The sequence below is a fragment of the Lysinibacillus boronitolerans JCM 21713 = 10a = NBRC 103108 genome, assembly GCF_000772935.1.
GTDB classification, from domain to species: Bacteria; Bacillota; Bacilli; order Bacillales_A; family Planococcaceae; genus Lysinibacillus; species Lysinibacillus boronitolerans.
The window spans coordinates 42578-66387 of record NZ_JPVR01000076.1 but is presented as its reverse complement, the minus strand read 5'-3'; the positions used below and the strand labels follow the sequence as shown (position 1 = coordinate 66387).

The following is a 23810-nucleotide window of genomic DNA, read 5'->3' as shown; positions in this document are numbered from 1 at the left end:
GGATGAATGACGTTGATTCATTTATATAAGGAATTGCAGCCTGGCGATCCTTTCGACATTCGTCTACCTCATGCATTTTCTACGCAAGAGCGTCAATTAGTTACATTATTTTATCAACCATTAACGGGATCAGAGCCAATTAGCCTCTATTTAACATTATGGGCAGAAGCAGAGCAAATGCCAAAGCAGCAAATGACACATTATTATTTAATGAATGTGCTAGGGCTACCAATTGGTAAAGTGTTTGAGGCTCGTATTGCATTAGAAGCTATTGGTTTGCTGCGTACATGGAAAAAGGAAAATGCTGGTGAGCGTAGTTTTTTATATGAGCTACAGCGCCCATTAGATGCAGATAGCTTTATGAAAGACCCGCTACTGTCGATGTTTTTGTTTAGTAAAATTGGAGAGCAGGCTTATCGCAACTTACGTCAGCGCTTTATGTCACCTGTAAAGGACACGGCGTTTAAGGATGTATCTCGTGCTTTTATTGATGTCTATAAGCCTGTTCATGCCAATATTCCATCAGATTTACAAGTGGATACGAGTCATAAGGATAAACAGCAAAAAGTATATCCTTTTTATTTGGAGCAATTCGATTTTGATTTATTGCAAGCTGGTTTGTCTGAGCAATTGGTACCTTCCAATTTGTTGACATTTGAAGTGCGTGAAGCTATAGCCAAATTGGCATTTTTATATCATTTAACAGCCCTTGATATGCAAAAAGTAGTAATACTTGCTTTAGATGATGATCTAGGAATTTCTCAGGAACGTTTACGAAAGGCTGCTGCTGATTTTTATAAATTAACCGTATCCAAGGAGCCGCCAAAACTTGCGCGTGTCACTGATCCTTTACCAGTAGCAGAAGCTGGACAAAAAACCAAGGATCAGGAGCTTCAACACTATTTAGAAACAACGGCGCCTGTCCAAGTTTTAAGAGATATAAATAATGGTAAAGAACCATTACAAACCTCTGTCCAGCTTGCAGAAAATTTAATCGTTCAACATGGCATGCCAATTGGAGTGGTTAATGCATTGTTAGAATACGTTATGCTAACAACAGATATGAAGCTCCCTAAAAAATATGTGGAAACGATTGCTGATCATTGGGTACGTAAAAATGTCCAGACTGCTAAGGAAGCAATGGAACTTGCACGCCAAGAGCATGATAAATATACAGCTTGGAAAAACAAGCCGCAAACTCCCAATAAAACGAGTCAACAGTCAAAGGGACGTTCAAGATATCAACGTGAAGAAAAAGTGCCTGAATGGTTCTATAAACGAAATGAAAATCAAGAGGAATCTACCACTAGTACTATAGATTTTGAAAAAGAGCGACAAAAAATATTAGAGATGCTAGGAAAAAGCGAATAGTAAAGAAGGTGAGCAGTAATCGAACCTATAAATGGACCACTAAAGCGAGCAATTAACGTACCCTCGTTTCAAGAACGCTATGAAGCCATGCGACGTGAAATTTTAGAGCACCCACATGTGCAGGAATTTTTAGCACAGCATGCAGATGAATTAAACTATGACAATGTTGAGCGAAATTTACCTAAACTACATGAGTTTATTAGTCAATCTACTGAGTGCTGTGGGTGTGATAATACAGAACATTGTACAAACTATTTAAAAGGGTTCCTCCCGACATTAAGGGTTGTTCGGAACTCTATTGAAATGGACTATGTGCGCTGTGAGCAAAAGATCAGGGAAGAAGAACGCCGAGATGTTGCGAATATGATTGCAAGTATGCATATGCCAAAAGATGTACTACAAGCAACAATTCATGATTTAAGTATTGATGATGAATCACGTGTGGCGATTGCACAAAAAGCAGCTCAATTTGTTAAATTAACAAAAGAAACTGGTCAATTACCTGCAAAAGGTTTTTACCTATATGGTAAATTTGGTGTAGGGAAATCCTTTGTACTTGGTGCATTGGCCAATGAATTAGCATCTATTAAAATCCGCTCTGTAGTAGTTTTTGTTCCAGAGTTTTTACGAGAAATGAAAAATGCTATTGGCGATAATACATTGAATGAGAAAATTGATTATATTAAAAAAGCACCTGTCTTAATGCTAGATGATTTAGGCGCGGAGACGATGACTGCCTGGACACGTGATGAAATTTTGGGGACTATTTTCCATTATCGTATGGCAGAGCAATTGCCAACTTTTATTACGTCTAATTTTAACTATGAAGAATTAGAGCATCACTTAGCACAGTCACAAAAAGGTGATATTGAGGTTGTCAAAGCGGGACGAATTATGGAGCGAATTAAAGCCCTAACAGTGCCGATCGAAATGCGGGGTAAAAATCGTCGGATGTAACATTGATAGTTGCATTTTTCGACAATCGAGCGTATACTGACTCATATACTTAATATCAATATGCATTGATGAGGACATGAATTTTGTGTATCAGCTTTAAGAGAGGGAAGTCATCGGCTGAAAACTTCCTAGTATGGGCACATTATTTACTACCTACTGAGCAGCGAAAGGGATAATCTTTCGCCGGTCCCTAGCCCGTTAGCTAGCCTTGAGCTTCGTCTGACTTTATGTAAGTCGGAAGGAAGAAGGGTGGAACCACGAGCATACGCTTCGTCCCTTTTGTGAGGGACGGAGCTTTTTTTATTTTTCTCAGATTTCATTGAAATCGATGTGAGAAGTGGTGGCTTCGCTCAAACCAAGCCGTAGAGTCACACAAACATTGCTCATCAAGCATTATGTATTTATCAAAAACAAAGGAGTGCAAAGAATATGTCAGAAATGATTAAATTAACTTTCCCAGATGGCGCTGTAAAGGAATTTGCAAAAGGCACATCAACTGATGACGTAGCATTATCCATTAGCCCTGGCTTACGTAAAAAAGCTTATGCAGGTAAAATTAATGGTGTGTTAGTGGATTTAAAAACACCAATTGAAGAGGATGCAACAATTGCAATCATTACACAAGATGATGAGGAAGCACTTGAAATTTTACGTCACTCAACTGCCCATTTAACAGCTCAAGCTATTAAACGTCTATTCCCAGATGTAAAGCTTGGGATTGGTCCGGTAATTGAAGGTGGTTTCTACTATGATATTGACTCACCAACACCAATCACTGCAGAAGATCTACCTGCCATTGAAAAAGAAATGAAGAAAATTATTGCTGAAAACCTTGAGGTGGAACGCAAAAATGTAAGCCGTGCAGAAGCACAAGCGCTTTATGAAGAAATTGGCGATGAGTATAAATTAGAATTACTTGAAGCCATTCCTGCAGATGAGCAAGTATCTATTTATTATCAAGGCGAGTTTTTTGATCTTTGCCGTGGTATCCACGTACCATCTACTGGTAAACTTCGTGAATTCAAGCTTTTATCATTAGCGGGTGCTTACTGGAGAGGGAACTCTGATAACAAAATGTTACAACGTATTTATGGTACAGCGTTCTTCAAAAAAGAGGAATTAAAACACCACCTCCAAATGCTAGAAGAAGCAAAAGAACGTGATCACCGTAAAATCGGAAAAGAATTAGAACTGTTCACAACGTCTCAAAAGGTTGGCCAAGGTTTACCACTTTGGTTACCAAATGGTGCAACAATTCGTCGTGTTATTGAACGTTATATTGTCGATAAAGAATTATCACTTGGCTATAAGCATGTTTATACACCAGTATTAGGTTCTAAGGAGCTTTATCAAACTTCTGGTCACTGGGATCATTATCAAGATTCAATTTTCCCACCAATGGAAATGGATAATGAGACATTAATTATGCGTCCGATGAACTGTCCTCACCATATGATGGTGTACAAAAACAGCATGCATTCATACCGTAACCTTCCATTGCGTATTGCAGAGCTTGGCACAATGCACCGTTACGAAATGTCAGGGGCTGTTTCAGGCTTACAACGTGTTCGTGGGATGACATTAAATGATGCCCATATTTTTGTTCGCCCAGATCAAATTAAAGCGGAATTCCAAAAAGTAGTACAGTTAATTTTAGAGGTTTATAAAGATTTCGATCTTAATGATTACTCATTCCGTTTATCTTATCGCGACCCAGCAGATACTGAGAAATACTTCGATGATGATGCAATGTGGGAAAAAGCACAAAGCATGCTAAAAGAAGCAATGGATGAACTTGGCTTAGACTACTTTGAAGCGGAAGGTGAGGCTGCATTCTATGGTCCTAAACTTGACGTTCAAGTAAAAACAGCGATTGGGAAAGAAGAGACTTTATCTACAGTGCAATTAGACTTCTTATTACCAGAACGCTTCGACCTAACTTATGTTGGGGAAGATGGTAAGCCTCATCGTCCAGTTGTTATCCACCGTGGTGTTGTATCAACAATGGAACGTTTTGTTGCCTTCTTAATTGAAGAATACAAAGGAGCATTCCCAACTTGGTTAGCGCCGGTACAAGTTGAAGTTATTCCAGTATCGAATGAAGCTCACTTCGACTATGCAAAGCAAATTGAAGAGCAACTTACTGCGGCTGGTTTACGTGTCGAAATGGATGATCGTGAAGAGAAATTAGGCTATAAAATCCGTGAAGCACAAATGAAAAAGATTCCTTATATGCTTGTTATCGGGGATAAAGAGGTAGAGGCAAATGGCGTAAACGTGCGACGTTATGGCTCGAAAGATTCCGAAACAATTAGCTTTGAGGATTTCCTAGCAGCTATTAAAGCAGAAATTACAAAATAAGCTTCAACTAGAAACCCTCGCTTGCCAAAGTGAGGGTTTCTGTATAAAATAAATATTGCATTTGTATAGAATAGCTTCATTTTGGTTATGTTAGCACTGATAAGAAAATAAATATTTGACAGCTTATCATATACATGCTAATATAATTAAGGTTAATGAATACAAAGTTTGTGGTTGAAGTAGAGGCTGCCCGCTTCTCACCTGATACAACGCTTTAAAGGCTGTGAACAGGTATGACACGTTGAATTGTTTTGCGTAGACTTGCGCATGCACATATAGCGGGCGGACATCTTCAAAAATGTCCGTCCTTTTTTTATGGACATGACGAGAGGATGTACCGTTCAACCGGGCAAGGCTTTGCCCAAACCATGTATTCGCGACAACTACTTGGAGGTGGATTACTATTAGCAAAGACATGTATGTAAACGAAGGCATTCGCGCACGTGAACTTCGGTTAATCGATCACAATGGTGACCAGCTTGGTGTAAAGACACGTAATGAAGCGCTAGAAATCGCCGCTCGTGTAAACTTGGATCTTGTCCTTGTGGCCCCTCAAGCCAAGCCGCCAGTCGCTCGTATCATGGACTATGGTAAATTTAAGTTTGAACAGCAAAAGAAAGACCGTGAAATTCGTAAAAATCAAAAGGTCATCGTAATGAAAGAGGTTCGTTTGAGCCCAACAATCGATGAGCATGATTTCCAAACGAAGTTACGTAATGCGATTAAATTCCTTGAAAAAGGCGATAAAGTAAAATGTAGCCTACGTTTCAAAGGTCGTGCGATCACACACAAAGAGATTGGTCAACGTGTGTTAGATCGTTTTGCTGAAGCTTGTGCTGAAGTATCAACGGTAGAACAAAAACCGAAGATGGAAGGCCGAAGCATGTTCTTAGTTCTTCAACCAAAGAACGAGAAATAATATTAGACGAACAGTTTAGGAGGAATTCGACATGCCAAAAATGAAAACTCACCGTGGAGCTGCGAAACGTTTCAAAAAAACGGGTTCAGGTAAATTAAAATACGACCGTGCTTATGGAAGCCACTTATTCGCAAACAAATCTACGAAACAAAAACGTCACCTACGTAAAGCGAACATCGTATCATCTGGTGACTTCAAACGCATCAAATCTTTACTTGTTTACATGAAATAATTGACTACAAAAAAATACTAACATTCATTTTTTAATGAAAAGCAGGAGGTAATTCATATGCCACGCGTAAAAGGCGGAACAGTGACGCGCAAACGTCGTAAAAAAGTATTGAAATTAGCTAAAGGTTACTATGGTTCAAAACATACATTATACAAAGTTGCTAACCAAGCAGTAATGAAATCAGGTCAATATGCATACCGTGACCGTCGTCAGAAAAAACGTGATTTCCGTAAATTATGGATCACTCGTATCAACGCAGCTGCTCGTATGAACGGTCTTTCTTACAGCCGTTTAATGCACGGTTTAAAAGTTGCAGGTATCGAAGTTAACCGTAAAATGTTAGCTGACCTTGCAGTAACTGATGCTGCAGCATTCACTCAATTAGCAGACGCTGCTAAAAAAGCAGTAGCTAAATAATAGCTGACAACATCAACTATTATTTCTGCACCGAAAGCATAGCGACAGGTGTAAAATATCACAAGTGCAATAAAAGACTGATGGGTTTTTCCATCAGTCTTTTTTGTGTTAGATTAATAGTATCACGGTTTTAAAGGAGTAAGGAATGGGACAAGCATTATTAGCATATATGGGCATTGTATCAATTGTGTTGCTCATTTTAATGGGGATGGATAAATCGCGTGCAAAGAATCATGAGTGGCGTATAGCAGAGCGTACATTATTTACACTAGCTATAGCAGGAGGGGCAGCTGGTGGTGTATTGGGTATGTATTTATTCCGCCACAAAACACGTCATAATCGTTTTGCATTTGGTTTTCCCCTACTAGCAGCTATACAAATTTTTATCATTGTACAGCTGTGGACATAAATGAGAATAATTAAAAACACATCCTCATGATGAGGATGTGTTTCGCATAAGCTGTTCAATAGGCTGCTTCCAATTGATTTTAGCGCTTGGATAGTTCAATAATATTTCTTGCTGTAAATATTCAAAGTCGCTTTTGCTGAAGCCTTGTAATGTTGCAGCATCGCGCGCGCCGACGAAAATGGTTACAACCTCAAATGCATCCTCTGTTGTGCCTAGGTATTTTTCCCCTTCAAAAAGAGCACCCTTATAGGAAATAAAGAAATTTTTTCGGACATTTTTAACGTCATCATAGAAATAATACTGGCCTTTTTCATAGGCTTCATCAAGTTTGCGTTTAGGATCGGTTATATAACGAATCGCTTTGTAAAATACATAGATAATAAGCGCTATTACAGCAAGTCGAATTAGTAACGGCAACATGTTTAAATTTCCCCCTTGAAGAAAGGTTATTCTTTCCTATACGATTAGAAGGGTCAAATAGTTTCACTTTTTATAAAATATTTTTTTGAAATTTAGGAGAAGAAAATGAATTTACAACAATTGTTTACTATGCAAAAAGAGCTGGATGATTTTATCGAGCAAACACAAAATATTCAGCAAGATGTGTTTCAGGAAAAGGGCTTAGCCTTACTAGTGGAGCTAGCTGAGCTTGCTAATGAAACGCGTTGCTTTAAATTTTGGAGCACAAAGGGACCATCAGCACGTGAGGTCATTCTAGAAGAATATGTGGATTCGATTCATTTTATCTTATCTCTTGGCTTATTAAAGGGCTATACATCGATTGACATGTGGCCTTTTGTAGAAGAGATGAAGGATTTAACGGCTACTTTTTTAGAAACACAAAGTGTTATTTTAGCATTTATTCATCAACCTACAGAGGAGCGTTATTTAGCTATTTGGCAATACTATGGATTACTAGCGTATAATCTCGGTTTTACATTTGAGGATGTGGTTGGTGCTTATCTTGAAAAAAATCAAGAAAATTATCATCGGCAGCGATCAGGTTATTAAATTAAGAAATACACCAATTTTCAGACGATTAAGCTAGGAATATTTCGGTAAACGAAGTATAATAAAATAGATACAAGAAGTAGGAGGAAAAAGGATGACACAACTAGATCCAACATTACAAATGTTTAAAGATTTAACAGATGCGAATGGTATCGCAGGTAATGAACGTGCACCGCGTGAGGTCATGAAAAAATACATTGCACCATATGCAGACACTGTAGAAACAGATAACTTAGGTAGTGTCATTGCTAAAAAAGTTGGCGATGAAAACGGTCCTAAAATTGTCGTAGCAGGCCATTTAGATGAAGTAGGCTTCATGGTTACACAAATTGATGACAAAGGCTTTATCAAATTCCAAACAGTAGGTGGCTGGTGGAGCCAAGTTATGCTTGCACAGCGTGTAACGATTACTACACGTAAGGGCGATGAAGTGATTGGGGTTATTGGTTCAAAGCCACCTCATATTTTACCTGCTGATGTACGTAATAAGGTAGTAGACATTAAAGATATGTTTATCGATATTGGTGCAGCTTCTAAAGATGAAGTACTTGAGTGGGGCGTACGTCCTGGCGATATGGTAACACCGTACTTTGAATTTAATGTAATGAAAAATGATAAGTATCTATTAGCTAAAGCTTGGGATAACCGTATCGGCTGTGCAATCGCGATTGATGTTATGAAAGCGTTACAAAATGAAAAGCACCCTAATATTCTTTATTCTGTAGGGAATGTACAAGAAGAAGTTGGACTTCGTGGTGCAAAAACGGCTACACATAAAATCCAACCAGATATTGGATTTGCAGTGGACGTAGGTGTAGCAGGAGATACTCCTGGAGTTACCGCAAAAGAATCAACAAGTAAGATGGGTGCAGGCCCTCAAATCGTTGTGTATGATGCATCGATGGTTTCACACCGTGGCTTACGTGAATTCGTATTAGATGTAGCAGATGAGCACAATATTCCATATCAATTTGAAGCGATGGCTGGCGGTGGTACAGATGCTGGCTCCATCCACGTAACAGCAAATGGCGTACCAGCACTATCTATCGGTATTGCAACACGCTACATCCATTCACATGCAGGTATCCTACATCGTGATGATTATGATAATGCTGTTAAATTAATGGTAGAAGTGATTAAAAAATTAGACCGTGATGCGGTCAATAAAATTACTTTTGATTAAGTAGAAGAAATGGACTTGCCCTCTAACAAATTTGTTAGGGGGCTTTTCGTGTTTTCAGTATTAGAATTTCTTCCTCTAATACCAATGGTGACAATACTATCCCTAAATAGCGGGTATTCTAAAATGGCCTTTTATGCATAAATATTCGTTTTGACGAATTTTTGTCACATTTTATAACAAACGAATAATAATTAATATTAATTATAAAAATTCAGTTGATTTTATATTTATGCATGTTATACTAATTTCAACAGCAACGATATAAGGAGCGAAGGCTATGAAATTACTCGAAGAAGTACAGTTAAAGTTAGTGTCTAGTTTAAAAGGAAAAGATCTACTAACTTTGCTAGACTATACAAGTCAAGAGGTTCAAGATCTTATAGAATTAGCAACACAGCTTAAAATGATTACAAAAGAGGGGAAATGTCCAAGATTACTAGAAGGTAAAACGCTTGGTATGATTTTTGAGAAACATTCAACTCGTACACGTATTTCATTTGAAGTTGGTATGAATCAATTAGGTGGAAAAGGTATGTTTATGCATGCTCGCGATTTACAAATTGGTCGTGGCGAATCGATTTATGATACAGCCCATGTATTATCGGGCTATTTAGATGGTATTATGATTCGTGCAAACTCTCATGAGATGGTGAAGGAGCTTGCAGAGCATGCAGTAATTCCTGTCATCAATGGATTAACGGATATTTATCATCCTTGCCAGGCATTAGCTGATTTAGAGACAATTGCAGAAAATAAAGGCATGTTAAAAGGGCTTAAAATTGCCTATGTAGGAGATGGCAACAATGTAGCACACTCACTCGTAGTAGCTTCAGCACACGTTGGCATGAATGTAGCCGTTGCGACTCCTGTAGGCTATGAATGTGATGGGGAAGTCATCGCAAAAGCACAGGCGATTGCAGCAGCAAATGGCAGTACGATTATGATCACAAATGATCCTGTTGAAGCCGTATTAAATGCAGATGTTGTCTATGCAGACGTTTGGACATCTATGGGTCAAGAGGAAGAGGCAGCAAAACGCTTACAAGACTTTGCTGGCTATCAAATTAATGATGAGTTAGTAGCCTATGCAAAACCAAATTATATGTTCTTGCATTGCTTACCAGCACATCGTGAGGAAGAGGTTGCGACTTCTGTTATTGACGGACCTAATTCTTACATCTTTGAGCAAGCCGAAAATAGATTGCATGCACAAAAGGCAGTATTAGCATCGATTTTAGCTTAAATTTAGACATATGCTTTCTCGAGTTGAGAAGTACGATAGATAGAGTTTACATGGACAACAGAGGGTGTTCATGTGAATAACATACAAGTGGTAGGCAGACAGAGGGATGTTCACCACGTGCGATGTTTGTTGTCAAGATGGATGGCTACATCGCTACATAGCAAAGTAACCTGGGAGACGCTGGGTTGCTTTTTTTCTTTGTCAAAAAATATAAAACATAGTTTTCTTATAAGTTATAGAGAATATAAGGAATTATTTATATAATAGGTTAAATAAGTAATGAAGGGGTGAACTCCTCGTGAATATAGACCATATCGAGGCATTTTTATATGTTGTCCATTACAAAAGTATCCATAAAGCAGCCAATGCATTATTTCTTTCACAGCCAACTGTAACTGCACGTATTAAGTCATTAGAACGAGAACTAGGTGTTGAGTTATTTTACCGAGATGGAAGAAGTGTGAGCGTATCAGAGAAAGGGAAAGATTTTTTACCATTTGCTACGCAAATTGTGCAAACATTTCAGCAAGGAAAGAAGCAATTAGAAGAAACGCAGGAGACTGATGAGGTATGTATTGGTGCAAACGGTGTAACAGCTCAGTATTTCTTAGCCTATGCATTGCCTAAATGGAAAGAGCAATTCCCTTATTTGCGTTTTCAATTATTTACAGGCTCCACAGCAAACATTTTAGAAAAGCTACAAAGCCACCAAATTCATCTAGGCTTTATTCAATATGTACATGGGGATGACATTGAGAACGAGCTTTTATTGAACAATACAGTAAAACTTGTTAAACATCGTGATCACCCTTTACAACTACATGAACTCATTCAAGCAAAAGAATTAGCTCAACAGAAAATGGTGTTTTTTGAATGTGGAGCGTTTGATTGGAATTATGTGCATAAAATGTTCGAGGTAGAGGGAGTAGCAGCCAATATTGAAGTACGAACAGATCATTTAGAAGTTGCCAAAGAATTTATCCGGACAAAAGACTATCTAAGCTTTTTACCACATCTTTGTGTCAAAAAGGAACTGGAAAGCGGTGAATTTGTGGAGATAGACGTCAAGCATTTGCTGGATATGAATCAACATATATTTTTAACCTATAAAGAGAAAGAGACGTTGCCATCAGCCTTTTGGCAGACAATTTGTGAAACAGCTAAGCATTTTGAAGGCATGGGAGACACGTATTGATAAAATATTTTATCACCACATAAAATTTTTTCTATTACTGTACCTATTGCATATCGTCTAAAGGAACGGTAAGATCATTCTCAATCCAATAAAACATACTTAACCACTATGTTTAGTAAAATAAAAAATTGAGGAGGAATTGACATGGCTAGACAGGATAAAATTCGATTTGGAGCAATTATTCATGGGGTAGGAGGGAATATTTCTGGTTGGCGTCATCCAAAGGTGGCGAGCAATCAAAGTGTAAGTTTGCCTTTCTATATTCAACAGGCTCAGAAAGCAGAGCAGGGGAAATTTGATGTAGCATTTATTGCGGATGGTTTATTTATTAACGAAAAATCCATTCCTCATTTTTTAAATCGATTTGAACCGATTACAATCTTATCGGCTTTAGCAGTAGCGACGAAAAACATTGGGTTAGTTGGAACAGTGTCAACCTCCTATAGCGAACCATTTACAGTAGCAAGACAATTCGCTTCATTAGATCATATTAGTGCTGGCCGTGCTGGATGGAATGTTGTAACGACACCATTAGAAAGTACTGCTTTGAACTATAACAAAACAATTGACGAACATCCTAGCCATGCAGAGCGCTATCAAATTGCGGAAGAATACTTAGAGGTTGTCAAAGGCTTATGGGACTCGTGGGATGATGATGCGTTTATTGCAGATGTCAACAAAGATCAATTTTTTGATCCAGAAAAATTACACACATTACATCATAAAGGGCGATATTTTTCAGTCCAAGGACCACTCAATATTGGTCGAACAAAGCAAGGTCAGCCCGTTATTTTCCAGGCTGGGTCGTCTGATGCAGGCATTCGATTAGCTGCAAAAGATGCAGATGCCATTTTCACACATGGGGCATCTATTGAAGAGGCACGGAAATTTTACTCAAGAGTAAAAAAAGAGGTGGCAGCATTTGGACGAAATCCCGAAGAAGTAAAGATTTTTCCAGGTATATCACCAATTATTGGCGATACAGTGGAGGAAGCAGAGGCGAAATATCAAGAAATTGTTGAGTTAGTTTCCATAGACCGTGCTCTTGCTTATCTTGGGCGTTACTTTGACCATCATGATTTTACTCAATACGATGTGAATGCACCGTTCCCTGAGCTAGGAGATATTGGAGCCAATAGCTTTAGAAGCACAACCGATTATATTAAACGATATGCTAAGCAAGAGAGTCTGACATTACGTCAAGTCGCTTTACGCGAGGCGACACCAAAAACAGCCTTTTTTGGGACAGCTGAGCAAGTAGCAGATCTTGTACAAGAATGGTTTGAAAAGGAAGCGGCAGATGGCTTTATTATTGGTGTGACTGTTCCTGGTGCTCTCGAAGATTTTGTTGATAAAGTAGTGCCAATTTTGCAAGCAAGGGAGCTTTATCGTAAAGACTATGAGGCGGATACTTTACGCGGGAATTTAGGTTTACCATTCAAGGAAAGTCGCTATGTTAAACAATCTGTCTAAAAACCTAGTAAATTTATTTGAATAAAAGAAATTAGGAGGGGTTGTATGAGTTATACATTAGGCATATTAGATCAAAGCCTCATTATTGAAGGAGCAAGCAATGAACAAACATTACAAAAAACGGTGGCCTTAGCACAACGAGCTGAGCAGTTAGGCTATTCACGTTTTTGGGTATCGGAGCATCATGATACAAAGTCATTAGCAGGCTCTTCTCCAGAAGTATTAGTTTCTTATTTACTTGCCAAAACCAAATCCATTCAAATTGGATCAGGAGGGGTTATGCTACAGCATTATAGCCCCTATAAAGTTGCAGAAAATTTCCACGTACTAGCCTCATTGGAGCCAGGACGTGTAGATTTGGGCATCGGTAAAGCCCCTGGCGGCTTACCACTTTCAACAAAGGCTCTACAATACGGCACACTCAATCAGGGGGAAGATTTTGAAGAGAGATTAACATTCTTACAGCAATTGATCAAGCAAACCATACCAAAAGAGCACGAACTCTATGGCATACAAGCAACACCGATACCGCAGACAAAGCCAGCTTTATTTTTACTAGGTGCAAGCCCAGAAAGTGCTGCTCTTGCAGGGAAACTTGGCATTGCCTTTGTCTTTGCTCGATTTATTAATAGCGACGATAAGGTTTTGGCACAAGCGGCTTCAACCTATCGTAGTCATCATCCAAACGGCACTTTTGCACTTTCCATTGCCGCGCTTGCTGCTCCAAGCAAAGAGGAAGCGAAAGAGCTAATTGGAGATCAAAAAATCACAAAGGTCCATTTAGCAAGTGGCAGAAGCTTGACATTACAATCAGTAGAGCTAGCAGAGAAATTTGGTCAGGAATCTGGAGAGGAATACACGGTGGAGCAGTATGAGGCTGATATTTTATACGGTACAGCAGAAGACATTAAAGCCAATTTTGATGACTACCATGTACGATTCCAAATTGATGAATTTATTTTGCATACGCCCATCTTGAAGGAATTTGAACGTCAACGTTCGTTTGAGCTTTTAAGTCCTGTCCATTTGCAGTTACAGCACAAGGTGAAGGTAATCTAAGGAGGTCATGATATGACAAAAAGTTTAGATATAATCATTTGGTCGAAGCAAGGTTGTAGTTATTGCGAGGAAATAAAAGCATATCTACAAGAACGACATATTTCCTACAAAACAGTTGATGTCACGTCTAATGATAATTTTAGAGACATCCTTGATATAAAGTATGGTGTTCGACATGTACCCGTTGTAGAAATTGGTTCAAGTGAAACAGGTATCTATAGAGCCGTAACAGCAATTGGTTTAGAGCATCTACAGAAGGCACTTGCTGTGAATCTACCCTCATACGCATAACAGAAGGAGAGGAATTTTATGAAAAAAATATCATTTTATTTGCTACTTGTGCTAGCAGCACTATTAACAGCATGCGCAAACTCAGAAAAAACAGTTGGTGACGCAAGTGCTCAAAAAACAGCACAGAGCGGCAAGGATGTTCAAAAAATTATTGTTGGTACGGGAACACAGTTTCCAAACATCTGTTTTTTAGATGACAAGGGAAATTTAACTGGTTATGATGTGGAGCTTGTTCGTGCAATTGATGAGAAGCTACCAGAGTATGAGTTTGAATTTAAGACAATGGAATTCTCCAATTTATTACTAAGTTTAGAAACAAGAAAAATAGATTTTATTGCCCATCAAATGGAAGTTAATAGTGAGCGTGAAGAGAAGTTTTTATTTAATAAAGAGCCGTATAATGTTTTCCCATTAAAGGTGACAGTCAACGAGAAAAATAATGCAATTCAATCCATTGAGGATTTAAAAGGGAAAAATGTGAGTGTCTCACCAACAAGTAACTCAGCTGTCTTTATTGAAAAATATAATAAAGAGCACAATTTAGGAGCAAATATCGTTTATTCTTCTGGCTCAGTTGATGTTAACAATCAACTTGCAACGGGACGAATTGATGCCATTATTACCACACCGTTTGCTGTAAGATACTATAACGAAAGCAATGAGGCACAGCAAAAGGTTGTAGGTGATGCATTATTAAATTCAAAGGTCTACTTTCTACTCAATAAAGATGAAGTGAAGTTACAGCAGCGCTTAGATGAAGCCATCGTTGAATTAAAGAATGAGGGGATAGTTAGTGAGCTTAGTAAAAAGTGGTTGGGTGATGATTATACAGTAGACTTCTAATGAACAGGAAAGGAAGATGACAGTATGGAAAATAACTTTGATGTCGTGCTAATTGCGAAGGTCATTCCAACATTGCTTCAGTATTTACCCATAACTTTCGAGATTCTAGTATTCTCCATACTTTTTGGTGTGATGCTTGGAATTGTGCTAGCCATACCAAAGCTACTTCACATACCGATATTGAAGCAAATTATTACAATCTATATATCCTTTATTCGTGGCACACCCATCTTAGTGCAGTTGTTCTTAGTATTTTACGGTATACCCGCATTGTTAAAGCTCATTCATATTGATGTGACACGAATGGATGCGATGTATTTTGTTATTATTACGTACACATTCAGCAATGCGGCAGCCTTTGCCGAAATATTTCGTGCAGCCATTTTAACTGTTGATCGAGGTCAAATGGAGGCGGCCTATTCAGTAGGCTTAAAAGGATCACAGGCTTTTATGCGAATTGTTTTTCCACAGGCAATACGTGTTGCTTTTCCAAATATAGCGAATACAATGATTAGTTCATTAAAAGATACATCGTTAGCATTCTCCATCGGTGTAATGGATATGGTGGGGCGGGGAGAAACCTTGATTGCTTCTACAACACGAGCGTTTGAAATCTATGTAGCTTTGTCAATTGTTTACTATGTCATCGTGATTATCCTTGAAAAAATATTTAAATTTAATGAACGTTATTTTAATCGCTATATGCCAAAGGAGCTTGCTTCACAATAGGGGGAATATGCCATGACCATTGATATCGCTTTTATAGTAGAAGCATTACGAGAAATTAGTAAAGTAATACCGTTAACCTTATTCATGACCATGACACCTATTTTATTAGGGATTGCTATTGGCATCATTGTAGCTTCCGTGCGCATTCAACAAATAAAAATAGTCTCATCTGTACTTAATTTTTATGTTTCCTTTTTCAGAGGAACACCTATCATTATGCATATCATGCTCGTTTATTTTGGCTTGCCAATTCTAGTCGATATTGTAGCTAATCTGCTTCAATTAAAGATACAATCAAGCGCTATTCCTATTTTATTTTTTGTCATACTTGCCTTAACACTAAGTGCAGGGGCTTATGCCTCAGAAATTATTCGTTCAGGGATATTAGCTGTACCTAAAGGACAATTAGAAGCAGCATATGCAATTGGTTTAACATTTCCCCAAGCGATGCGACGTTATATTTTACCTCAAGCATTTGGGCAATCTATTCCCAACTTGACGAATGTCTTTATCGGTTTTTTACATGCTACCTCATTAGCATTTTTCCTATCCATTAAAGAATTGACGGGTGTGGCAAATATTATTGCTTCCATGAACTTAAAGTTTTTAGAGTCATTTATTGCTGTTGGTATTATTTATTGGGGAATTTCAATCATAGTAGAATGGGTTTCACACCGTATTGAAAAAAGAGTAACAGCCTATAGTAAGGGCGGTTTTTCATCATAGAAAGGGGAAATTAGAATGACAGTAGCGGACATTGTGATTGAACATTTACAAGAGGAAGATTATGCAAGCTATCTTAAAGTTTTAGTTGAGAGCTATGCGCAATATGAAAAGGACTATAAGGACCCAGAGCACTGGCAATCATATTTAAGCGATATCCGTGCTTCGGTTGGTAATCCGAATGCAAAAACAATTCTGATTGCAAAACGCGGAGATGACATATTAGGTGGATTACAACTATTTACTGATGCAGGGAAAGCGTATGGCTTGCCAGAGCTCAATATTCAATCGACGATTGTGCGCTTATTAGGTGTGCATCCAAAAGGAAGAGGGCAAGGGGTTGCTAAGAAATTATTGCATGAAAGTTTTGCCTTTGCTAGAAAGAGACAGGATCAGGCACTTTATTTACATTCAGGTGATATGATGCAGGCTGCCATTAATCTTTACTTATCGTTAGGTTTTGTGCGAGATGAGTCGAAGGAATTTTACAAGGGAGATATTTTAGTCAAGAGCTTCCGTTATGATTTATAATGATAAACCCGCTGATGCTCTAGTCAATCAGCGGGTTTAATGTTAATTATAGAGTGAAAATCTTTCCTGGATTCATAATGTTAAGTGGATCAAGTGCTGCTTTTATGCTTTTCATGACGACTAAAGAGCTACCATGCTCAGTGGCTTGGTATTTCATTTTGCCAATGCCAACACCATGCTCGCCCGTACATGTGCCACCTCGAAGTAATGCATATTGCACGATTTGTTCATTGAAGCGATCCGCTTTTGCCTGCTCCTCGGTGTCATTTGGATTTAACATTAAAAGAGCATGGAAATTTCCATCGCCCACGTGGCCAACAAACCCACCTGCGAGTCCAACATGATCAAGCTGTTCTCGTGCATATAAAATGGTTTCGGCAAGTACAGAGATTGGTACACAGACATCCGTTGACATGAGCTTCTTACCAGGATAAGCATGAATATATGCATAGGCTAAAGAATGTCGTGCTTCCCAAAGCTTATTACGAGCAGCATTATCTTGTTCGAATTCGACGGATAGACAGCTGTAGTCCTCAAAAATTTCTGTAGCAAATGCTATGTCCGCATGCATACCCGCTTCGTTTCCGTGGAATTCTAAAAACAATGTTGGTTTTTCGCTAAAGGATGTATCGTTATAGACATTAGCTTGCTTCATAGAGGATTCATCGACCAATTCCACTCGACCAATTGAAATACCAGCCTGTAATAAGGCTGTAACAGCACTAACAGCATCTCCAACTGTATCAAAAACAGCTCGCCCCGCTGTCACAAATTCGGGTATACCATATACTTTTAACGTTAACTCTGTAAAGCAGCCAAGTGTTCCTTCTGAGCCGACAAATAGACCATTTAAATGATAACCAGAAGAGGATTTCGCGGCTAAATTACCTGTATGGATGACAGAGCCATCTGCTAGGACAACCTCTAAATCACGAACCTGATCACGCATAACACCGTAACGCACAGCAGTCGTACCACTAGCATTCGTCGCAGCCATCCCACCTAGTGTTGCATCTGCACCTGGATCTACTGTGAATTGTAGTCCGTGTTTTTTTAACTCCTTATTCAGTTGAGAGCGTGTGACGCCTGGCTGAACTTTTACAAGAAGATCGTCAGGGCGAACTTCTAAAATCGTATTCATTTCAGAGAAATCGATAGAAATACCATGTGCAATGGGTATCGCGTTTCCTTCTAGGCTGGAGCCAACACCGAATGGTACAACTGGTACACGTTGTGCATGTGCAATTTTTAAGATGGCACTGACATCAGCTGTGGAACGGGGAAAGACTACGATATCAGGTAAGCTCATCATATGATGAGATTCATCCTTACCGTGTAGCTGTCGTACCGTTTCGTTTGTTGACACTTGTTCTTCTAATAAAACCTGTTTGAGTTGATTGACAAGTAATTCTACTGCAACAGTCATTCCAATCCCTCCAAATTTTCTGATAAATAAAACTTTATCACGCATTTATTGGAAATGGAATGCACTGTTCATTAAAAATCAGTTAGCAAATACTTTTTCTAGTTTTTGAACAAATTCATCTTGTTCTGATGGACTGGATTGTTTCCACCATTTTTCAAAAAACACCCCAAGCCCTGGCAGTAAATGCTCTTCTCCACGATTAATAGCATCTTCCACAATATCTTTGAATTCTGCGGCAGATTGACCATGTACATTCGCTGTGATTGCGTCTCTTATTTGAAAATTCATCTATATCGCCTCCTTAGTAGTAATTTGTCCAACTATCGTTTAAATATGTACGAAATACCAAAGAAAATAGATAATTTTTGCAATAACTTGCGGGAATTATGACTAAATATGACAAGCATTTTATTCATTATGCACGAGGAAATGATGAGAATGGGCATTAGCTCTCAAGCAACATGACGGACTAAGATTATGTTACCTAGGAATATTGAACTGTGCACAGTTGATAGGAAGACTAGAATGTCCATTCAAAACAATCAAAAGCTGTCATTCACACAATCGTTTGAAGAAATTTTAGAAGCAGTGCAACCAATGATTACAGCCATTCTTACGCAGCTTCATATTTACAAGGATTTTGATTATTTTCGTCATATTGCTTCCATTGCTGTATGGAGAGCATGGCTAAAAGCAGATTCAGCAAAAGGACAATTTTCTGCTTATCTATATTCTTCGATAAAAGGAGAGATTTTAAATGAGTTATCAAAAGAAAAAAACTATAGAGAACGAATGACTGTTGTGGATGATGAAACAATGAATTATATACTTAGTGAGCAGGAGGAAAGAGACAATCAAAAAAATTCTAACTCTCTTGAAATGATGTTAGCCGAGTTAAAGCAGATAGAAAGGAAAATATTACTGCTTTATTATGTAGAAGGTTACAGTGATCTAGAAATAGCCAATGCACTAGATCTATCTGTTGTTGCTATCAAAAAAAGAAGGGCCAGAATCATCCAAAGGCTGAAACATCAACTTTTCAGAGTGGAATAAAGAACTAAAAATATCAAAAGTATGCTAATATTGAAATAAAATGAATATTAGCATACTTCACATAGGTGCATACAAATTCCGATAAAAGTGTTATGATTTGTAAGAAGTCAAAGAAATATACAATTCGAATTTAAATAATCGAAATAGATAGATAAAATTTCCTAGTGAATGTTTATATAGTAGTATGGAGGGTTTGGAGTGGAGAGATGGTTTAATCAGATAGAGAAAAAAGAGATTTGGTACATGGTATTACCCTTATTACTTGTCATACCATTACTGAGCTTTAGCAATCAAATATATGGTGTTTTCCAAGGTGACATGTATCAAGATATAAAATTGGTGATACAAATATTAATCATTGTTTTTACAATGGCAATTGCGATCCAATCCTATTTAGTATTTTCACACTTATTATCCAATCAAACTTTATACATAGGAAACATGTTTTTCATTATTGCCTTATTAGAATTAGTTAGCTTGTTTTTTAGCCAATCTAGAGAATGGAACTTTATGAACGAGCCCCTACATATATTAATGCGTTTATACTTAGCCATTGGATTTATACTTATTATTTTAAATCCTAAAAAGCGATTAACCATGAATCATCGGATACTGACATATGGTTGTTCGATGCTTTTCGTTCTAGGAAGCGTTTTTCTGGCTTATAATTCAACCAAAATATTGCCTAAAAATTGGTTAGATACGATTGATACTATGGTACACCTAATTGCTATTATTCTTCAAATTTTAACCATTGCTATTGTTAGTACATATGTAAAAAAATTACCGAAGCGTTCTATGTGGTTAATCAGCGCAGCTATTTCCCTTATTGTGAGTGATGTCTTCTTTATCGTTAGTCATGATCAAAGTGCAATATGGGATTTCTCGGCATTAATCTATCAGTTTTTAGCATTCTATTTTTTCCTAAAAGCGATTTATTATACATCTGTGGAAAAACCATTTCAGCAACTGTTGAAAATTAAGAAGGATCTTGAACAATCACAACAGGAGCTTCGATTTCAAGCTTATCATGATGACATTACATTGTTGCCAAATGAACATTTATTACTAAAGACGTTAAAAGAAAATTTACATAATAATAAAGAGCAAAAGGCTATCATTGCCATAGAAATTGATCGCTTTGCGGCGATTCGTTCGTCCATTGGGATAAGTAACTCTAATAAAATGATGAAACTTGTAGCAGAGCGTATTCAAGCGATTGTACCACCTCATTATTTTGCAACTAAACTTCGTGAGGGACAATTTGTTATTTATATTGACCATGTAAAGACCATTGAAGAACTACTACAATTTTGCTTAAATCTCAAAAGTGCCATGACCGATCCTTTACAGGTTCAGTTATTTTCATTGAACGGCAATCTAAATATAGGTATAGCCCTCTACGAGGATCAATGGACAGGTGAAGAGCTATTAATGCATGCACAGTTAGCAATGCGAGAGGCTAGACAAATACCTCAAAGATTTCTTTTTTATAAACCGTATATGTCTAAAGGTATTGCAGATCGAATATTGTTAGAGCAAGACCTACATAATGCGTTAGCCAATAATGAATTTTATCTAGACTATCAACCACAGGTCAACTTAAAAACAGGCACCATTGAATCGGTCGAAGCTTTGGTACGCTGGCGTCATCCAACTCGGGGCTTTGTTCCACCTGATGTCTTTATTCCTATTGCTGAAGAATGTGGCCTTATTATCCCGCTAGGTAAATGGATTTTAGAAACCGCATGCACTCAAGCAAAAATATGGGAGAAACAAGGCTTACCTCCAATGAAAGTGGCAGTAAATTTATCACTTGGACAATTGTTTCAGCAGGATTTAGTAGAAATGGTACAAGATATTTTACAACGTACCAAATTAGATCCGACATTTTTACAATTAGAAATTACAGAAAGCATGACGATGAACATTGATCAAATGACACAGCTATTACATGAGTTAAAGGCATTAGGCATTCAAATTGCTGTAGATGATTTTGGAACAGGCTATTCTTCTCTATCCTATTTAAAGGAATTCCCAATTGATTGTTTAAAAATTGACCGAACGTTTGTGAGAAACGTGCCACATAATCCAAATGATGAAGCACTTGTTTCCATGATTATTTCGATGGCTAAACATTTACGGTTGAAGGTTGTGGCAGAGGGCATTGAAGAAGTGGATCAGTTATCATTTCTGATAGATGGTGGCTGTGATTATATTCAAGGCTATCTATTTAGTAAGCCAATCTCTCCACAGCAAATCACGGATACCTATAAAGATTTACACCATCATGTAGATGAAGTATTAACACAACTTCAATATATTGAGGATTATATTATATAAAAAAGAACCTGCTTATTCCTTTTGAGTAAGCAGGTTCTTGCTGTTTAATGAATGAGATATTCTTCTTTTAATTCGGATATAGCTACTTCAGATCGCTCTTCTAAAGAACGGCGTAGATGAACTGTCGCTGTTTTTTCATCATCGTGGAGCTGATCGATCCAGATGGAAACACCATTATAGCTCACTTCAAATTCTAAAGGTGAGGCGACAATTTCTTGTGCACGCTGAAAATCCAACTGAAGCCCCCCTTATTTTTTCTGCTTATTTTTATTTTGCGTGACTGTATTAATTAGCTCCATAAACTCTTGAGAAAATTCCTCACTCACCTTGTTTGGTGCAATCTTTTGGTTTTTTGGCGTTTGAGGTAACGAGCCTTTATTATTGCTTTGACCTTGTTTATTGTCTCTTCCCATGTGAGTTGCTCCTTTCCTGTTGATATAAATTAATATGGCTTTGAAATGAACTTTTTATCCCGCATCACAGATAGCACTTCACAAGGAAAAATTCGCATAGCTCTTTGTTTATTGCGAACAATAATGAGTATTAAGATTTTTTAACAGAAAAATTATCATTTAATAAAACCCAATTTTGAGGAAACGGGAATCCTAATGCCCAATAACTAATGCCACGTAAGTTGTAATGTTTAGTCATGTCGAATTTGGCTTGCGCACTTCTCGCATCTTCAAACCATACCTCATGTTGCCTTCCTTGCTCATCAACATATCGATAAAAGGGAGATTGTGCAGTTGGATCATATTGGATTGTTGCCCCGTACTTGATGGCCCTATTGAGTGCTTCCTGAGGGCTAAACGTTTCGGCTTCTTGGCCTTTAACATGAGGTAAGAGCCAATCACGCGCATACAACTCAAAACCCAATAAGATTTTATCAGCTGGTATTTCAGTTAAAGCATACTCCACGACTCTGCGCATTTCATTAATGGGGGAAATGGCTTGTGGGGGGCCGAGACGATAGCCCCATTCATATGTCATTAATACAACAAAATCTGCTATTCTCCCATGTGCTTCGTAATCATGTGCCTCATATAATGTCCCTTTTTGTGAAGCACTTGTTTTAGGTGCGAGCGCTGTTGAAACCAAATAGCCCTTTGGATGAAGTGTATCCACAGCCAATTGAATAAAGGCATTGAAATTTTCGCGATCAGCAGGTAAAACATTTTCAAAATCAATATTTAATACTTGATAACCTTTATCTTGCATCACCTGTAACACATTATTCATGACCTTTTTACGTAACTCTGCATTGGACAAGACGACATGTGCTAAATTAGAGCCTTCTTCTGTAGAAGTAAAATTAGTGAGCGTTAACATAGGGATGATATGTTTAGCCTTTGCTGCCGCTATCATATTTTCATCATTAATGGGCTGTAATGTCCCATCTTCCTTCATTTTATAAGCAAAAGGGCTAAAATAAGTCAGTAGATGACCAATAGCATTAATGGAGTCTACAGCTTCTTCTGAAGGTTGGTAGGAATAAGCATTGACTTCAATCATTGGTAATTTTCTTGGGATCATCAATTGGGAACCGACATAAAGCATATCGGGATTGTTTATTTTATTTTCTACAGCAATGGCTTGAACGGTCGTACCATAGCGCTGTGCTATTTGCCATAAAGTTTCTCCGGGCTGCACGATATGAACAATGGGAGGAATAATTAATTTCGTTCCTGGTGTTAATTGATCGGGATTTGTTAGATGATTTTCTAATATGATAGATTGCAAGGGAACGCTAAATTTCTGTGCGATGGACCATAACGTATCTCCTTTTTGAACCGTATAAATTGTATAAGGAGAAGGGATAACCAGTGATTGTCCGATGGCTAATTGATCAGGAGTAGCTAATGCATTTAATTGACTAATAGATTGAACGGGTACAGCATAACGATTAGCGATTTGCCACAGTGTTTCGCCAGCACTTACCACGTGGATAAGCATAGAACACCTCCATCACGATCTTATTAGTGCATCATATGTTTCAAGTGTGAAAAAGAGTATTTTAGTATGTGTCCAGTAAAATAGTTGA

26 protein-coding genes are annotated in these 23810 nt (G+C 37.9%); 20 read left to right on the top strand and 6 right to left on the bottom strand.

Translation table 11 applies throughout. From position 1 onward, the window contains the following. Positions 1-6: 6 nt before the first annotated feature. The 7 genes from CD31_RS13625 (at position 7) to CD31_RS13595 (ending at position 6666) form a co-directional block, all read left to right on the top strand. Positions 7-1371, top strand: a complete 1365-nt coding sequence (locus CD31_RS13625; protein WP_036078322.1) for a replication initiation and membrane attachment family protein — start codon at positions 7-9, stop codon at positions 1369-1371. 27 nt (positions 1372-1398) lie between these two features. Then, positions 1399-2328, top strand: coding sequence for a primosomal protein DnaI (gene dnaI, locus CD31_RS13620; RefSeq protein WP_258859410.1), 930 nt, complete (start codon positions 1399-1401; stop codon positions 2326-2328). A 429-nt stretch (positions 2329-2757) separates the two neighbouring features. Beyond that, positions 2758-4689 carry a threonine--tRNA ligase gene (thrS, locus tag CD31_RS13615; RefSeq protein WP_036078318.1) on the top strand — a complete coding sequence of 644 codons (1932 nt, stop codon included), beginning with the start codon at positions 2758-2760 and terminating at the stop codon, positions 4687-4689. 415 nt (positions 4690-5104) lie between these two features. Beyond that, complete coding sequence (infC, locus tag CD31_RS13610; RefSeq protein WP_016994853.1) at positions 5105-5608, top strand: translation initiation factor IF-3; 504 nt, start codon at positions 5105-5107, stop codon at positions 5606-5608. A gap of 31 nt (positions 5609-5639) precedes the next feature. Beyond that, on the top strand, positions 5640-5840 hold the full coding sequence (rpmI, locus tag CD31_RS13605) for a 50S ribosomal protein L35 (RefSeq protein ID WP_004226312.1): 201 nt from the start codon (positions 5640-5642) through the stop codon (positions 5838-5840). A gap of 57 nt (positions 5841-5897) precedes the next feature. Beyond that, entirely contained in the window at positions 5898-6257 is a 360-nt protein-coding gene (gene rplT, locus CD31_RS13600) for a 50S ribosomal protein L20 (RefSeq protein ID WP_004226314.1), read from the top strand. Between the two features lie 145 nt (positions 6258-6402). Beyond that, on the top strand, positions 6403-6666 hold the full coding sequence (locus CD31_RS13595; RefSeq protein ID WP_016994854.1) for a DUF1294 domain-containing protein: 264 nt from the start codon (positions 6403-6405) through the stop codon (positions 6664-6666). A gap of 24 nt (positions 6667-6690) precedes the next feature. On the opposite strand, the gene CD31_RS13590 is transcribed toward CD31_RS13595, so the two are convergent. Further along, positions 6691-7086: a hypothetical protein gene (locus tag CD31_RS13590; RefSeq protein WP_016994855.1), complete on the bottom strand. Its 396-nt coding sequence runs from the start codon at positions 7084-7086 to the stop codon at positions 6691-6693. 105 nt (positions 7087-7191) lie between these two features. Between CD31_RS13590 and CD31_RS13585 the strand changes: the two genes are divergently transcribed. From CD31_RS13585 to CD31_RS13535, 11 genes are all read left to right on the top strand, one after another. Next, complete coding sequence (locus CD31_RS13585) at positions 7192-7677, top strand: dUTP diphosphatase (protein ID WP_016994856.1); 486 nt, start codon at positions 7192-7194, stop codon at positions 7675-7677. Between the two features lie 94 nt (positions 7678-7771). Beyond that, positions 7772-8860 (top strand): M42 family metallopeptidase, encoded by a 1089-nt coding sequence (locus tag CD31_RS13580; protein ID WP_016994857.1) that lies wholly within the window; start codon positions 7772-7774, stop codon positions 8858-8860. A 277-nt stretch (positions 8861-9137) separates the two neighbouring features. Then, on the top strand, positions 9138-10103 hold the full coding sequence (gene argF / locus CD31_RS13575; protein WP_016994858.1) for an ornithine carbamoyltransferase: 966 nt from the start codon (positions 9138-9140) through the stop codon (positions 10101-10103). Between the two features lie 298 nt (positions 10104-10401). Next, a complete protein-coding gene (locus CD31_RS13570) occupies positions 10402-11298 on the top strand; it encodes a LysR family transcriptional regulator (RefSeq protein ID WP_016994859.1) in 897 nt (298 codons plus the stop codon). A gap of 144 nt (positions 11299-11442) precedes the next feature. Next, positions 11443-12771: an LLM class flavin-dependent oxidoreductase gene (locus CD31_RS13565; RefSeq protein ID WP_016994860.1), complete on the top strand. Its 1329-nt coding sequence runs from the start codon at positions 11443-11445 to the stop codon at positions 12769-12771. A 45-nt stretch (positions 12772-12816) separates the two neighbouring features. Further along, complete coding sequence (locus CD31_RS13560) at positions 12817-13830, top strand: LLM class flavin-dependent oxidoreductase (protein ID WP_036078315.1); 1014 nt, start codon at positions 12817-12819, stop codon at positions 13828-13830. Positions 13831-13842: 12 nt separating this feature from the next. After that, entirely contained in the window at positions 13843-14121 is a 279-nt protein-coding gene (locus CD31_RS13555) for a glutaredoxin family protein (protein WP_004226351.1), read from the top strand. 18 nt (positions 14122-14139) lie between these two features. After that, positions 14140-14964 carry a transporter substrate-binding domain-containing protein gene (locus CD31_RS13550; protein ID WP_016994861.1) on the top strand — a complete coding sequence of 275 codons (825 nt, stop codon included), beginning with the start codon at positions 14140-14142 and terminating at the stop codon, positions 14962-14964. A 24-nt stretch (positions 14965-14988) separates the two neighbouring features. Further along, entirely contained in the window at positions 14989-15693 is a 705-nt protein-coding gene (locus CD31_RS13545; RefSeq protein ID WP_016994862.1) for an amino acid ABC transporter permease, read from the top strand. A 12-nt stretch (positions 15694-15705) separates the two neighbouring features. Beyond that, positions 15706-16419 (top strand): amino acid ABC transporter permease, encoded by a 714-nt coding sequence (locus CD31_RS13540; protein ID WP_036078312.1) that lies wholly within the window; start codon positions 15706-15708, stop codon positions 16417-16419. A 15-nt stretch (positions 16420-16434) separates the two neighbouring features. Continuing rightward, positions 16435-16947, top strand: a complete 513-nt coding sequence (locus CD31_RS13535; protein ID WP_016994864.1) for a GNAT family N-acetyltransferase — start codon at positions 16435-16437, stop codon at positions 16945-16947. Positions 16948-16993: 46 nt separating this feature from the next. On the opposite strand, the gene CD31_RS13530 is transcribed toward CD31_RS13535, so the two are convergent. Continuing rightward, on the bottom strand, positions 16994-18373 hold the full coding sequence (locus CD31_RS13530; protein ID WP_016994865.1) for an FAD-binding oxidoreductase: 1380 nt from the start codon (positions 18371-18373) through the stop codon (positions 16994-16996). A 78-nt stretch (positions 18374-18451) separates the two neighbouring features. Next, the gene (gene sspI / locus CD31_RS13525; protein ID WP_004226361.1) at positions 18452-18661 is read right to left on the bottom strand and encodes a small acid-soluble spore protein SspI; all 210 of its coding nucleotides are present in this window, start codon (positions 18659-18661) and stop codon (positions 18452-18454) included. A 237-nt stretch (positions 18662-18898) separates the two neighbouring features. Between sspI and CD31_RS13520 the strand changes: the two genes are divergently transcribed. Continuing rightward, the gene (locus CD31_RS13520) at positions 18899-19426 is read left to right on the top strand and encodes an RNA polymerase sigma factor (protein ID WP_036078308.1); all 528 of its coding nucleotides are present in this window, start codon (positions 18899-18901) and stop codon (positions 19424-19426) included. 198 nt (positions 19427-19624) lie between these two features. After that, positions 19625-21769 carry a bifunctional diguanylate cyclase/phosphodiesterase gene (locus CD31_RS13515; protein ID WP_244905039.1) on the top strand — a complete coding sequence of 715 codons (2145 nt, stop codon included), beginning with the start codon at positions 19625-19627 and terminating at the stop codon, positions 21767-21769. Positions 21770-21813: 44 nt separating this feature from the next. Here CD31_RS13515 and CD31_RS13510 read toward each other — a convergent pair whose 3' ends face one another. The 3 genes from CD31_RS13510 to CD31_RS13505 all read right to left on the bottom strand — a co-directional run bounded on the left by CD31_RS13510 (position 21814) and on the right by CD31_RS13505 (position 23722). Continuing rightward, positions 21814-22005 (bottom strand): H-type small acid-soluble spore protein, encoded by a 192-nt coding sequence (locus tag CD31_RS13510; RefSeq protein WP_016994871.1) that lies wholly within the window; start codon positions 22003-22005, stop codon positions 21814-21816. 12 nt (positions 22006-22017) lie between these two features. After that, on the bottom strand, positions 22018-22182 hold the full coding sequence (locus tag CD31_RS23345; protein WP_004226371.1) for a YfhD family protein: 165 nt from the start codon (positions 22180-22182) through the stop codon (positions 22018-22020). A gap of 130 nt (positions 22183-22312) precedes the next feature. Next, positions 22313-23722, bottom strand: coding sequence for a glycoside hydrolase family 18 protein (locus tag CD31_RS13505; RefSeq protein ID WP_036078306.1), 1410 nt, complete (start codon positions 23720-23722; stop codon positions 22313-22315). Positions 23723-23810 lie beyond the last annotated feature (88 nt).